Genomic DNA, 13,878 nt, shown 5'->3' on the forward strand with positions numbered 1-13,878 from the left:
GGGTGGAGGGACTCGATGGAAGCCGTCACGGAGTCGACCGCAGCAGTGGCCGACCATGGCCGAGTCATGGTGCGCAGTGAGTTCGCGCCGCTCCGGACGGTCGCCGTCGCCCGGTCGCAGTTCCGCGCTCCGGACGAGATGTCGGACAGCGAGGCGTCGTTCCTCGCTCCCGAGGCGCTGCCGATCCTCGAGCGCATGCTCGGTCGCGATCACGGTGATGTCTATCCCGACCGCCAGCGGCTCTGGGAAGCCGAACGCGAGAACCTGTGCTCGGTGTTCGAACGCCACGGTGTGGAGGTCCTGCGGCCGCGGATGCTGACCGACACCGAGAAGGCGGCCGGGGGCTCCAAGGGCTACGCGAACTTCTTCGTCCGCGACCCCTGGTTCACCATCGGAGACATCGTCATCGAGGGGAACCTGAGGCTGCCCCACCGCCGACGCGAGGTGCTGCCCAGCCGCGACCTCCTCACCGCCAGGGCGCTCGAGGGGCGCTGTTCCTACCTGGCGCTGCCGCAGCCTGCGGTTCCCGACGGGGCGCCGGGCGACCTGGGCACCGGGCCCTTCCTCGAGGGTGGCGACGTGCTCGTGTACGACAAGAGCGTCTTCGTCGGCAGCTCCGGGCTGGCGTCCAACGCCCTCGGGATCCGCTGGCTGGAGAAGCTGCTCACCCCACTGGGCTACACCGTGGAAACCGTCCGGCTCGCGCCGAACTTCCTGCACCTCGACTGTGCCCTCGGCCTGATCCGGGAGGGCTTGCTGGTCGCGTGCCCGGACGCACTCCTCGACGGCCTGCCCGCCGCGCTGCGCGGCTGGGAGCGGATCGAGATCAGCGAGAGAGACGGTATCGACCTCGGCACCAACGGTCTGCCCATCAGTCCGGAGGTCTACGTCACCGATCCGGCCTTCCGACACATTGGTGACCGGATCGCCGCGCACGGCGTCACCGTCGAATACGTGGACTTCGCGATCACCCGCGGCTTCGGCGGGTCGTTCCGGTGCACCACCCAGCCGCTGCGGCGGGAGTGAGCCGCGCCCCGTCGGTCGGTGTCAGTCCTGGATCCGCCGCCACGGACGGGCCTCCTCCAGCTCGAACGCGAGCTCGAGCAGGGTCCGCTCGTCGCCGTGGTCGGCCGAGAAATGCGAGGCAAGCGGCAGCCCCGCAGCGGTCTCGTGCAGCGGCAGCGAGATGGCGGGTCCGCCGGACGCGTTGTTCAGCGGGGTGAACGCGGTGTAGTTCACCAGCTTGGTGAACAGTTCCTCGAAACTCTGTGCCGGAGACAGGTATCCGAGCTTCGGGGTGGTGTGCGCGAGGACGGGCGAGAGCAGCACGTCGTACTTCTGGAACACCTCCGCGTACTGCCGATGGGTGCGCCGCAGCCGGTACAGCACCTGCGGCGTCTTCGCGATGTTCTTGCGGTACATCGCATCCAGCCCGCGGGTGAGATTGTCGGTCTTGGACTTGTCGAAGTCCGGGCCGAGCATCCGCTTTCCGCCCGCACAGATCGCGAACGACAGGAACCCCCAGTAGTTCGAGAAGTCCTCGACGAACGACCGATCGACCGGCAGTGGCGCCTCCTCGACATGGTGGCCGAGCTCGTCGAGCAGATTCGCGGTCGCGGTGACGGAGGCCCGGGTCTCGTCGTCGGTCGGGATGCCGGTGATCGAATCGATGATCACGCCGATGCGTAGGCGGGTGCGGCCGGGGCCCTCGACGAGCCGGATGGGTGGGAGTTTCGGGTTGCGGTAATAGCTTTCGGCCGCGGCATAGAACCGCGCGGTGTCCCGGACCGACCGCGACAGCATGCCCTGGGCGACGATGCGGATCGGCATCGACCGGTCCGCCGGATCCGCGACAGTGCGCCCCCTGGTCGGCTTGAGGCCGACGAGGCCGCAGGCGGCCGCGGGGATCCGGATCGATCCGCCGCCGTCGTTGGCATGCGCGAACGGGAGTACCCCGGACGCGACCAACGCCGCGGATCCCCCGGAGGAGGCTCCCGAGGAGAACGCCGGATTCCACGGGTTGTGCACGGGCTCGGCCGTCGCGTACTCGTTCGAGGCGCTGAACCCGAACTCCGGCAGCCTGCTCTTGCCGATCGCTACCGCGCCGGTGGACAGGAACTGCCTGGCGAAGTCGCTGTCCGCGCGGGCGGGCCGTGCCACGAACGCCGCGCTGCCGTGATTCGTCGGCAGGCCCGCGACGTCGACGTTGTCCTTGACGATCGTCGGGACACCCGCGAAGACGCCCGTGTGCGGCCCAGCGGACCGGGTCAGGGCCCGATCGAAGTCGGGGAAGGCAATCGCGTTGAGCGAGTCCCGGACCGACTCGGCGCGTTCGACTGACGCCATCACCGCCTCGTGGGAGGACAACTGCCCGGAGGCGATCAGCTCCGCGATGCCGGTGGCGTCGAGGTCGCCGATGGCGTCGTCGCGGAAGGCGTGGATGCGTGCGTCGTCGGTCATCGGGTGCCCTCGGATCGGGGTTGCAGGCACGGCAGGCAGGCGGTGTGGCCGGCCGACTCCGAGATTAACGCGGATCCACCTCGTGCAGCCCGTCCTCGGTGAGTTCGAGCCACCGGGTCGCCCCGAACTCCCGGAGGAACGGCAGGTCGTGGCTGGCGACCACGAGCGCGCCGCGGAACTCGGCCAGCGCCGACGTGAGGTGCGCGAGGCTGGGCAGGTCGAGGTTGTTGGTCGGTTCGTCGAGCATCAGCAGTCGCGGCGCAGGCTCGGCGAGCAGGATCATCGCCAGCGCCGCGCGCAGCTGTTCCCCGCCGGACAGCGCCGAGGCCCGCGTGTCGGCCGCGTCGCCGCGAAACAGGAACCGGGCCAGCCGCGCCCGGATCTGCTCCGGCGTCGCGTGCGGTGCGGCATCGGCAACGTTCTGCGCCACCGTGCGGTCGCCGTCGAAGATGTCGAGCCGCTGCGGAAGGGACCGCCATGGCACCCGCGGGCCCGCATCGGCGATCGCGCGCAGCAGGGTGGTCTTGCCGATCCCGTTCCGTCCGACCAACGCGATTCGCTCCGGCCCGGACACGGTGAGCGACACCGTGGGACCGCAGGCCAGCGTGACGTCCTCGAGCTCGATCACCTGCTGGCCCGGGTGGACGGCGGTGTCCGGCAGGTCGATTCGGATCTCGCGGTCGTCGCGGATCAGCTCCTCGGCCTCGGTGAGCGTCTGCCTGGCCTCCTCCAGCTTGTCGATGTGGCTGCCGCGGAGCTTGCCCGCCGACACCTGGGCCTGGCGCTTGCGCTCGCCGGCCAGGATCCGCGGGACACTGCCCTCCATCTTCTTCCCGTACCGCACCCTGCGCGCGATCTTGGTCTGCGCCTCGACGAGCTCGCGGCCCTGCTTGCGCACGTCGCTGCGGGCGTCGCGGACGGCCGCGCGGGCCGCCTCCTGCTCGGCGTCGACGGTGGCCCGGTAGGCACTGAAGTTGCCGCCGAACATCCGCACCTCCCCGCGGCGCAGCTCGGCGATGGAGTCCATCCGCTCGAGCATCTCGCGGTCGTGGCTGACGACGATCGCAGTGCCGGGGAACTGTCCGACCGCCGTATACAACCGGGCCTTCGCGGCCAGGTCGAGGTTGTTGGTCGGCTCGTCGAGCAGCAGCACCTGCGGGTCGCCGAGCAGCGCGGCGGTGAGGCCGAGCAACATCGTCTCCCCGCCCGACAGCGTGCCGACGGTCCGGCCGAGCGCCTCCGTCGAGGGGGCGATGTGTGCGAGCCCCAGTCGGTCCAGGGTGGCGACGGCGCGTTCCTCGATGTCCCAGTGTCCGGCGGCGACGGCGAAGTCCTCGTCCGTTCCCGCACCGGATTCGATGCGGTGCAGTGCCTTTCGCGCAGACTCGATGCCGAGAATGGCGTCCACCCGTCGGTTCGGGTCGAGGGCCAGGTCCTGGCGCAGGTACGCCAACGACCCGTGCACGGTCACCGAACCGCGGTCGGGGGCCAGCTCGCCGGCGATCAGCCGGAGCAGCGTGGATTTGCCTGCGCCGTTCAGGCCGACGAGCCCGGTTGTGCCGCTGCCGAACGCGGCGTCGAGGCCATCGAAGACGGGGTCGCCGTCGGGCCAACTGAAGGTGAGATCGGACAGGGCGAGATAGGGCTGGGCCATGGGTGCTCCTAGAGGTGGGTGCGGGGCGACGGCGTGCACGAGCACGCGACGCGATGCGTTCACTACCTCTGAATGAGCAAGGGCCCTTCTCCGATCGTCGACAACAAGACGGCCACCACGATAGGACGACACCGGTCGTTCGGCAAGGGAATTATGAGCGGCGCCTCAGATGTTCGGCCCCTCGGACCGCAGCTCGTCGACCCGGCCCATCGCCTCGCGCAGCTCGGCGAGCCATTGTTCGCTGTGCTCACCCGCGAGCTTGACCGCCCAGGTCAGCGCGTCCGCCCTTGACCGGGCCACCCCGGCATCGACCAGGGTGTCGAGCACCCGGCGCTCGGGCTGGCGCAGCCGGGTCATCACCGGTACCGCCAGGTGGGTGAACAGCACGTGCCGCTCGCCCACGGTGACGCCCCAGGCCACCTTGCGCCCGTAGCGGGCCTCGGCCTCGTCGGCGATCCGCATCCGGTCCGCCCTTGTGGTCTCCCGGAACCGGGAGATCCGGCCGTCGACGGCTGCCTGGGAGTTCTCCTCCGGTGCGGGCAGCTCGCCGGTGACGACGATCTCCTCGCGGTCCACCACCACCGCGGCCGGTCCGGTGAACCAGTCCTCGGGTAGTCGTCCGGCGAACCACTCGCTCGCGTCGCTCGCGTCGGGGGTGTCCGCCTGCTGCCAGCCGCCGGGCCGCCCGAACCTGCGGCCGCCGTGTCCCGTGTATCCCATCGAGCTCACCTCTAAGGTTGCGATGATTACTTGATTACAGTCATACGCCTGTTTCTGAGGATGCGCTAGAGGTCGCCCGACGCCAAGGACCCCGCATCGGTATCGATGCGGGGTCCTTGCCAGATCGGGGCGGGGGCGAACGATCTCCTAGCCCTGCGACAGCCCCGGCTGCGTCTGGATCTTCCCGGGACCACCGGCGGCGCCGCCTGCCTTCGCCGGCATGTGCCATTCGCCGTCCGCGCCGCAGACCAGGCCGTGGCTGACATCGCCGGGCTTCTTGTTGATCACCGTTTCGTTGCCCTGATCGTCGGTGTTGACGATCGGGCACGGCCCCGTCGGACCGTTGGGACCGATGGGGGTGCTGGGCTCGGCATTGGCGACGGACGCCGCCCCGAAGGCGCTCAGGATCGGAAGGGCTGCGATAGCGACGACGGCAAAGGTGCGACGGGCGTTGAACATTCAGTATCTCCTGGGGTGATGGGGGTGAGGTGCGTCGGTGACAGGGACAACTCTGCCCAGTCCGGGCATCACCCAGAAGCGACCCAAGGGTGCGGCGCAGGCCACCCAGGGAATGGATCCTCGCCACCCCAGGATCGGCGCCGCCTCGGCCGCGCGAGGTGCGAAAACTGCGCGCCGGCGGCGGGGCCGCCTAACCTCGAGGCCATGCGGATGAAGCTGAGTGTGGCGGGGATCGCGGTGTCGGCGCTGGTGCTGGGCGGATGCACCATCGGGCAGACCGAGTCGGAAACGGAGATCGCGGCGCAGCAGTTCGCCGACGCGCTCACCCAGCGGAACGCGCAGGCGGCCGCGGACCTCACCAGCGACCCGGCGGCCGCGGCGGCCGCGATCACCCAGATGTTCGACGGCCTCGCCGCCCGGGATGCGACCTTCGTGGTCGCGGGCACCGACAGCGACGCGGGCACCTTCACCCTCGACGCGGACTGGACCCTCGGCGCCGAACCCGAACCCGAGGCGGAATCCACCACGATCCCCAGCGCCGGGGCGACGACCACCGCGGCGGCCACCGAGTCCGACTCGGCACAGTCCTGGAGCTACACCACGACCGGCGGCGGCCAGGCCGTCGCCGACGGCGGCAAGATCCCATGGGACCCGCAACTGCTGGCGCCGGGGCTGACGGCGGACAGCACGCTGCGCTACACCACACTCGCCGGTGGCTCCCCGCAGGTGCTCGACGCCGCAGGTCGCCCGCTGATGACCGAGCAGACCGTCACCCTGGTCAATCTCGACCCGGCGACGATCCCAGACCCGGCCGGTACCGCCGCCGCGGTCGCTCAGTTGGTCGGGCCGGTGGCCCCCACGGTCACCCCGGCCTCGCTGCAGGCGGACCTGGCCGGATCCCAGGGCAAGACCGTCACCGCGATCACGCTGCGGGACGCGGACTTCCAGCCGATCGCCGATCGGCTCGCCGCGATCCCCGGTGTGCAGTTGGTGAAGCAGGCCCGGCTGCTGACCGCGGACAAGGCCATGACCTCACCGACCCTCGACGGGCTCCGGGAGCTGTGGCAGCAGGGCCAGGATGCCTCCGCCGGCTGGGCGGTACAGCTGGTGTCCGCCAACGGATCCGCGCAGCGGCTGGCCGGTGAAGACGGCACGGTTCAGCCCGACATCGCCACCACCCTCGACCCCACGATCCAGGGCGCAGCCCAGGCGGCCATCGCCGATCTCCCGCAACAGTCCGCGATCGTGGCACTGCGGCCGTCCACGGGGGCGGTACTCGCGGTGGCGCAGAACCCGGCCGCCACCGCGCAGGGCCCGATCGCGCTGACCGGCCTGTACCCGCCGGGGTCGACCTTCAAGACGGTCACCACTTCCGCAGCGCTGCAATCGGGTTCGGTCACCCCCGACACTGTGCTGCCGTGCCCGGGCAGCGCAAACATCGAGGGCCGCACCATCCCCAACGACGACAACTTCGACCTCGGTTCGGTGCCGCTGCACACCGCGTTCGCCCGTTCCTGCAACACCACCATGGGCGCGCTCGCGGTCGCGCTGCCGCCGACCGCGCTGCCCCATGCCGCCCTGCAGTTCGGTCTCGGTGTGGACTACGTGACGCCGGGGCTGACCACGGTCACCGGCAGCGTGCCGCCCGCGGACACCCCGGCGCAGCGTGTCGAATCCGCGATCGGACAGGGGCAGGTGACGGCGACGCCGTTCGGGATGGCGCTCGTGGCGGCCTCCATCGCCAAGGGCTCCACGCCCGCGCCGATGCTGGTCGCGGGGATGCCGGGCGTCGCGAACACGACTCCCGCCCCTGCGCCCCCGCAGGTCACCGAGCAGTTGCGGACCATGATGCGAGAAACGGTTACAGGGGGCACCGCCACCCAGCTCGCGGACATCGCCGACCTGCGCGGCAAGACCGGCACCGCCGAGGTCGGTGACGCCCCCGCGCACGGCTGGTTCGTCGGCATCGACGGCGATGTGGCCTTCGCGGTGTTCGTCGCGGGGGCGGACAGCTCGGCCCCCGCGGTCGATGCGGCCGGACGGTTCCTACGACCGATTCAGGCCCAGATCCCGCGGTGACGGCGATGCGGCCGACGGGTGTGTTCGGGTCGGCGGTTCTACGGCTGATCTAGCCCCTGGATCGCTCGACAGGGGCGTCTCGCGGCGCGGCTCAGATGCACCAGACGAGTGCGGCGGACCCGAGCGGGACGCTGAAGCAGAGGGCAACCGAGCCAAGGGCGGGGGTAGCGGCCACGGTGTCGCTCGCGGAGGCGGCAGGGGCCGCGAAGACTCCGACTGTCAGGGCGATTGCGGTCGCAGCGAGGGTTTTCGTGATCTTGGTGGACATTGTGCTCACACCTTTTGATTGGGACGAACCTGCGGTCGAGCCACCCCTCATGGCTCCCAACCATCGTCCGCCCGATGCGACACCATGCACAAGGGTGCTGCCGCCGGAGGGTGCTAGTGCACCCCGCGCATCATCCGGCTGATCCAGGGCGAGAGCAGGATCATCACGACGCCGACCGCGATCGAGGCCGCGCCGACCCAGGTGAAGTACGGCACCTCGTCGTTCTCGTTGTAGTACTTCGCCAGGGTGCCCGCCATCGACGAGCCCAGCGCCACGGAGAGGAAGAACAGCGCGACCATCTGGGTGTGGAATGCCTTGGGCGCCAACTTGGTCGACAGTGAGAGCCCGACGGGGGAGAGGAACAACTCGGCGAAGGTGAACAGCAGCAGGATGAACATCAGTCCCAACAGGGGGGTGCTGTTCGGCCCGCCGCCCGCGAACGGCAGGAACGCGAGAAAGGCCAGGCCCATGATGATGGTGCCCGCCGCGAACTTGAGCGGTGAGGATGGCTGGCGGGGGCCGAGCTTCGTCCAGATCGCCGCGAACACGCCCGCGAAGATGATGATGAAGACCGGGTTGATCGACTGCACCCAGGAGGCCGGGAAGTCCCAGCCGAACAGGTTGCGGTCCAGGCGCTTGTCGGAGTAGATCGCGACGACGGTGAACTGCTGCTGGAACAGGGACCAGAACGCGGCGCTGGCCAGGAACATCGGGATGAAGGCGATGACGCGGCTGCGCTCGGTGCTCGTGATCTTCTTGCTGGTCAGGATCACCAGGAAATAGGTGATCGACGCGACGATCGTCAGGCCGACGACCACGTCGGAGAGGTTGTCGGTGGTGATGAGCCCGATCAGGCAGAGCACGAGGATCCCGAGGATCGCGACGGCGCCGAGGGCCGCGTACCGCAGCCGCTGCGCGTGCGGCATCGGGTTCAGCGGCCGCTCGCCGATCCCGGCGAGCCGCTTGCGGCCGAGCGTGTACTGGATCAGGCCCAGCGCCATGCCGATCGCGGCGAGCGCGAAGCCGACATGGAAGCCCCACTCCTTCTGTGCCCACCCGGTCAGCAGCGGGCCGACCAGCGCGCCCAGATTGATGCCCATGTAGAAGATCGAGAACCCGGCGTCGCGGCGGTCGTCGTTCTCGGCGTACAGGTCGCCGACCAGGGAGGTGGCGTTCGCCTTGAGTCCGCCGCTGCCGACGGCGATCGCGATCAGGCCGACCCCGACGCCCACCAGGCCCGGGATCACGGCCAGGGCGATGTGGCCGCACATGACCAGGACCGCGCTGTAGAAGAGGGTGCGCTCGGACCCAAGGATGCGGTCCGCGATCCAGCCACCGAGGATGGTGGAGAGGTAGACGGTGCCGCCGTACGCGCCGACGATGCTGGTCGCGGCGGCCTGGGAGATGCCGAGCCCGCCGTCGGCCACCGAGTAGTACAGGTAGTAGATGAGGATGCCCTGCATCCCGTAGAACGAGAACCGCTCCCACATCTCGACGCCGAACAGGTTCGCGAGCGCCACTGGCTGGCCGAAGAAGCCGCGGTCGGCCTTGGGATCACGGGGTGGCGAAGTGATTTCGCTCATCGCCAAACTTTCTCATGAGTGGGTGGTGCGGGGTGGGACTCGACGCCAACTCGTTAGGCGGCGGCCGAGCGCTTCCGGACCGCGGCGTAGATCGCGCGCCAGCCGAGCAGGAAGGCCGCCAACACGCTGGTCGCGACGATGATGAAGCTGAACGCGGTGCCCTGACCGCCGATGACCCGAAGGATCATCCCGACCACCACCGTGCTCAGCCAGATGATCACCCCGGCCGGAACCACCGAGGCCGGGAACGACTTGTTGCGGTACAGCGCCTCGTTGGCCAGCCAGCCGGCCGCCAGCCCGCCGAGGAACGGCCACGCCGTGGTCGCCAGCCCGGCGAGCGCGTTCGCCTCGTCGTGGCTCCGTCGGCCGATCGCGCAGAACACGACCACCAGGACTATGTCGACGGCCAGGACGGCCAGGACGGGCGGGCGCTTGTTCACGGATCCAGGGTAAGCCGCGGATCCCCAGGCGCCGAACCGGGATGTTCCCTCTGACTGGGACGTTGATGTGATGCAGGTCTCGCCGCCGCCTACCTTGGGCATACCAAGACGGTCCGGTCGAGCCGACGAATGCCGCCCTGGCGGGCGGCGGTGTGAGAGGTGCAGAGAATGGTTCAGTGGAACGAGACGTGTGACGTGCTGGTGGTCGGGTCGGGTGGCGGCGGCGTCACCGGCGCCTACACCGCGGCCCGCGAGGGCCTGGACGTGATCCTGGTGGAGGCAACCGACAAGTTCGGCGGCACCACGGCGTACTCCGGCGGCGGCGGGGTGTGGTTCCCGTGCAACCCGGTGCTCAGGCGCGCGGGCACCGACGACACCATCGACGACGCGCTCGAGTACTACCACGCAGTCGTCGGCGATCGCACCCCTCGTGACCTGCAGGACGCGTACGTCCGCGGCGGCGGCCCGCTCATCGAGTACCTGGAGCAGGACGAGAACCTCAAGTTCGAGATGCTGCCGTGGCCCGACTACTTCGGCAAGGCCCCCAAGGCCCGCCTCGACGGCCAGCGGCACACCATGCCGTCGGTGCTGCCGGTGTCGGAGGCCCCCGAGCTGCGCGAGCTGGTCCGCGGACCGCTGGACGTCGACCGGCTCGGCACCCCCGCGCCCGACGACTACTTCATCGGCGGCCGCGCGCTGATCGCCCGGTTCCTCAAGGCCATCGAGAAGTACCCGAACGCCACCCTGAACCTGAACACCACGCTGGTCGAGCTGGTGGTCGAGGACGGCGCCGTGGTCGGCGGAATCGTCGAGCGCGACGGCGAGCGCGTCGCGATCCGCACCCGCAAGGGTGTCGTGCTCGCGGCCGGCGGCTTCGAGGGCAACGACGAGCTGCGGCAGAAGTTCGGGGTGCCCGGTGAGGCCCGCGACACGATGGGCCCGTGGGCCAACCTGGGCAAGGCACACGAGGCCGGCATCGCGGCAGGCGCCGACACCGACCTGATGGGCGAGGCCTGGTGGTCGCCGGGCATGACCCACCCGGATGGCCGCTCCGCGTTCGCGCTGTGGTTCACCGGCGGCATCTTCGTCAACCAGGACGGTAAGCGGTTCGTCAACGAGTCCGCGCCGTACGACCGCCTCGGTCGCGACGTGATCCGGCAGCTCGAGGACGGCACGGTCACGCTGCCGTATTGGATGGTCTACGACAACAAGGAGGGTGAGGTTCCTCCGGTCAAGGCCACCAACGTCTCCATGGTCGAGGCGGAGAAGTACCAGGCGGCGGGCCTGTGGCACACCGCTGACACCCTCGAGGAGCTCGCCGAGAAGATCGGCGTCCCCGCCGAGAACCTGGCCGCCACCGTCGCGCGGTTCAACGAGTTCGTACCCAAGGGCGTCGACGAGGACTTCGGCCGCGGCGACGAGGCCTACGACCGGGCGTTCTCGGGCGGCGAGCCGCCGCTGGTCACGATCGATCAGGGGCCGTTCCATGCGGCCGCGTTCGGCATCTCCGACCTCGGCACCAAGGGCGGGCTGCGCACCGACACCGCGGCGCGGGTGCTCGACCAGTCGGGCAACCCGATCGCCGGCCTGTACGCCGCGGGCAACACGATGGCCGCGCCGAGCGGCACCGTCTACCCCGGTGGCGGCAACCCGATCGGTACCAGCATGCTGTTCAGCCACCTCGCCGTGCTCGACATGGCAGCGGGCAGCTAACCACTCGAGAACGCCCCCGTCGCGACCCCAGGAGGTGGGTCGCGACGGGGGCGTTGTTGCGCGTGGGGGATCAGGCCTGCAGGCCGGCCTCGATCTCCAGGGTGATGGTGATCTTGTCGCCCACAACGGCGCCGCCGCCCTCGAGCGGCATGTCGATGCTGATGCCGAAGTCCCTGCGGTTGATGACGGTGCTGGCCTCGAAGCCGGCGACCGGTCCGTGGCCCATGCCCGGGTTGACGCCGTTGAACTCGAGCTTGAGCTCGACCGGGCGGGTCACGCCGTGCAGGGTGAAATCGCCGTCGACCACGAAGTCCTCGCCCTTGGCGCGCACGCCGGTGGAGGTGAAGGTGGCGGTCGGGAACTGCTCGGCGTCGAAGAAGTCGGCCGCGCGCAGGTGGTTGTCGCGCTGCTCGTTGTCGGTGGTGATGGAGGCGACCTGGATCTCGGCGGTGACCGACGGGGCGCCGTCCTCGGCGACGGTGATGGCGCCCGAGAACTCCTGGAAGCGTCCGCGGACCTTGCTGACCATCAGGTGCCGGACGGAGAAGCCGACGGTGGAGTGGCTCGGGTCGATGGCCCAGGTGCCGGTGGTCAGGGTGGGGAGGGCGATGGCGGTGGTCATGTGGACTCCTCGTAAGTAGTTCAAATTTCAAGCATGTGCCCCGTCCAACGATGCCACGGCCGCGAATATTTCCGAGTCAATGTGACCTGCACCACACAGAACCGCCGGCCGAGGGAATCGGCCGGCGGTCCTCCTGGGATCACCCGATGAGCACCAGGGATCAGTCGAGCGTCGCCGCGGCCAGCACCGCCCGCAGTGCCGACGCCGTGACAGACGACTCGATGCCCATGCCCCACTGCGTCTTGCCGTTCATCCGGCACTGGGCGAAGGTTATGGCCTGCCCGCCTGCGCCCTCGGCGACCGACTGCAGCGACATCGCGAGCACCTCCACCGGGCAGCCGTGGTCGGCCAGGATCAGGGTGAGTGCCTCGACCGGCCCACTTGCCGAGGCCTCTCCGCTGACCTGCACATCGCCGAGCGTCGCGCGGACCGTCAGGTGGTCGCCGTTCCCGAGGTGTTCGAGCGACCACTTGTCGAGGGCGCCGTGGTGGGCGTACTCGGCCGTCAGCAGCTTCCACAGCTCCTCGGCGGTCACCTCACCGCCGCCGTCGTCGGTGGTGTGCTGCACCCGTCGCGCGAAGTCGATCTGCAGGGCGCGCGGCAGGTCGAGCCCGTAGCCGGTCTGCAGCAGGTACGCGACGCCGCCCTTGCCGGACTGACTGTTCACCCGGATGATCGCCTCGTAGTCGCGGCCGATGTCGGCGGGATCGATTGGCAGGTAAGGCATCTCCCACGGCTGCTGCACGGGCTCCACTCCGGCCGCCTTCGCCGTCGCGTTGTGTTTGGTGAACCCCTTCTTGATCGCGTCCTGATGGGTACCCGAGAACGCCGTGAACACCAGGTCGCCCACGTACGGGTGGCGCGGGTGGACATCGATCCTGTTGCAGTGCTCCGCCGTTCGCCGCACCGCGTCGAGATCGGAGAAGTCGATCATCGGGTCGATGCCCTGCGAGTGCAGGTTCAGCCCGAGCGTCACGAGGTCCACGTTCCCGGTCCGTTCACCGTTGCCGAACAGACAGCCCTCCACGCGCTGTGCGCCCGCGAGCATCGCCAACTCCGATGACGCGACGCCGGTGCCCCGGTCGTTGTGCGTGTGGACCGACAGGATCACCGACTCACGGCGGTCGAGGTGCCGGTGCATGTACTCGATCTGGTCGGCGAAGACGTTCGGCGTTGCCGTCTCGACGGTGGTCGGGAAGTTGTGGGAGACCGGCCGGTCCGGGCTGGCATCCCAGACCTCGGTGATGCTGTTGCAGATCTCGAGGACGAAGTCCGGTTCGGTCAGGTTGAACACCTCGGGGGCGAACTGGTACCGCATGCCAGGAATGGTGTCGCCGATGCGGGCCACGTACTCCACCGACTTCAGGATGTGGGCGAGCAACTCCTTCCGGTCCTGGCCCAGCACCATGGATCGCCACATCGGGGCGGTGGGCACGTAGACGTGGAGCACCACATTGGCGAGGCCGCGCACCGACTCGAAGGTTCGATCGATGAGGTCGGGCCGCGCGGCGGTGAACGCCACGACGGTGACGTCGTCCGGCACCAGGTCGAAGGTGACCAGGTCGCGGGTGAAGTCGAACTCGGCCTGGCTGGACGCCGGGTAGCCGCACTCGATCTCCTTGTAGCCCATCCGGACCAGCTGCTCGAACATCAACCGCTTGCGGGCGGTGTCCATCGGTTCGGGAAGGGCCTGGTTCCCGTCCCGTAGGTCGACTGGCGCCCACAGCGGTGCCTCGGTGAGGCGGTTGGACGGCCACTGACGCCCGATGCCGTCGTCCGGTGGCGTCGGCACCCGGTCGTAATGCGACCGATAGCGGTGCGAGGGCATACCGGACGGGACTTGGCGATTCCACTTCATGTCGGCTCCTTGGGTGAGAGGA

Annotated in this window: 12 protein-coding genes; 3 read left to right on the plus strand and 9 right to left on the minus strand. The window is 69.5% G+C overall.

What is annotated here, in order from left to right; translation table 11 throughout:
- The first annotated feature begins 15 nt into the window (after positions 1 to 15).
- On the plus strand, positions 16 to 1,026 hold the full coding sequence (locus tag C8K38_RS23625) for a dimethylarginine dimethylaminohydrolase family protein (RefSeq protein WP_097213817.1): 1,011 nt from the start codon (positions 16 to 18) through the stop codon (positions 1,024 to 1,026).
- Between the two features lie 21 nt (positions 1,027 to 1,047).
- Here the strand turns inward: C8K38_RS23625 and C8K38_RS23630 are convergent, their stop codons facing one another.
- From C8K38_RS23630 to C8K38_RS23645, 4 genes are all read right to left on the minus strand, one after another.
- Positions 1,048 to 2,460 (minus strand): amidase, encoded by a 1,413-nt coding sequence (locus tag C8K38_RS23630; protein ID WP_097213818.1) that lies wholly within the window; start codon positions 2,458 to 2,460, stop codon positions 1,048 to 1,050.
- A 64-nt stretch (positions 2,461 to 2,524) separates the two neighbouring features.
- The gene (locus tag C8K38_RS23635; protein WP_097213819.1) at positions 2,525 to 4,114 is read right to left on the minus strand and encodes an ABC-F family ATP-binding cassette domain-containing protein; all 1,590 of its coding nucleotides are present in this window, start codon (positions 4,112 to 4,114) and stop codon (positions 2,525 to 2,527) included.
- Between the two features lie 165 nt (positions 4,115 to 4,279).
- Positions 4,280 to 4,834 (minus strand): hypothetical protein, encoded by a 555-nt coding sequence (locus C8K38_RS23640; protein ID WP_097213875.1) that lies wholly within the window; start codon positions 4,832 to 4,834, stop codon positions 4,280 to 4,282.
- A gap of 147 nt (positions 4,835 to 4,981) precedes the next feature.
- Positions 4,982 to 5,293, minus strand: a complete 312-nt coding sequence (locus tag C8K38_RS23645) for a hypothetical protein (RefSeq protein ID WP_097213820.1) — start codon at positions 5,291 to 5,293, stop codon at positions 4,982 to 4,984.
- A 210-nt stretch (positions 5,294 to 5,503) separates the two neighbouring features.
- On the opposite strand from C8K38_RS23645, the gene C8K38_RS23650 reads away from it, so the two are divergent.
- Positions 5,504 to 7,372: a penicillin-binding transpeptidase domain-containing protein gene (locus C8K38_RS23650; RefSeq protein ID WP_097213876.1), complete on the plus strand. Its 1,869-nt coding sequence runs from the start codon at positions 5,504 to 5,506 to the stop codon at positions 7,370 to 7,372.
- 91 nt (positions 7,373 to 7,463) lie between these two features.
- Here the strand turns inward: C8K38_RS23650 and C8K38_RS27310 are convergent, their stop codons facing one another.
- The 3 genes from C8K38_RS27310 to C8K38_RS23660 form a co-directional block, all read right to left on the minus strand.
- Positions 7,464 to 7,640 (minus strand): hypothetical protein, encoded by a 177-nt coding sequence (locus tag C8K38_RS27310; RefSeq protein ID WP_027502587.1) that lies wholly within the window; start codon positions 7,638 to 7,640, stop codon positions 7,464 to 7,466.
- A gap of 113 nt (positions 7,641 to 7,753) precedes the next feature.
- Positions 7,754 to 9,223, minus strand: coding sequence for a peptide MFS transporter (locus tag C8K38_RS23655; protein WP_097213877.1), 1,470 nt, complete (start codon positions 9,221 to 9,223; stop codon positions 7,754 to 7,756).
- A 53-nt stretch (positions 9,224 to 9,276) separates the two neighbouring features.
- The gene (locus tag C8K38_RS23660) at positions 9,277 to 9,663 is read right to left on the minus strand and encodes a DUF3054 domain-containing protein (RefSeq protein WP_257017775.1); all 387 of its coding nucleotides are present in this window, start codon (positions 9,661 to 9,663) and stop codon (positions 9,277 to 9,279) included.
- Positions 9,664 to 9,831: 168 nt separating this feature from the next.
- Between C8K38_RS23660 and C8K38_RS23665 the strand changes: the two genes are divergently transcribed.
- On the plus strand, positions 9,832 to 11,376 hold the full coding sequence (locus C8K38_RS23665) for an FAD-binding protein (protein ID WP_097213822.1): 1,545 nt from the start codon (positions 9,832 to 9,834) through the stop codon (positions 11,374 to 11,376).
- 70 nt (positions 11,377 to 11,446) lie between these two features.
- Here C8K38_RS23665 and C8K38_RS23670 read toward each other — a convergent pair whose 3' ends face one another.
- Positions 11,447 to 11,998: a YceI family protein gene (locus C8K38_RS23670; RefSeq protein WP_097213823.1), complete on the minus strand. Its 552-nt coding sequence runs from the start codon at positions 11,996 to 11,998 to the stop codon at positions 11,447 to 11,449.
- 160 nt (positions 11,999 to 12,158) lie between these two features.
- Positions 12,159 to 13,856, minus strand: a complete 1,698-nt coding sequence (locus C8K38_RS23675) for a 2-isopropylmalate synthase (RefSeq protein ID WP_097213824.1) — start codon at positions 13,854 to 13,856, stop codon at positions 12,159 to 12,161.
- Positions 13,857 to 13,878: the final 22 nt, after the last annotated feature.

The sequence above is a fragment of the Rhodococcus sp. OK611 genome (assembly GCF_003050885.1).
Taxonomy (GTDB): Bacteria; Actinomycetota; Actinomycetes; order Mycobacteriales; family Mycobacteriaceae; genus Rhodococcus_G; species Rhodococcus_G oryzae.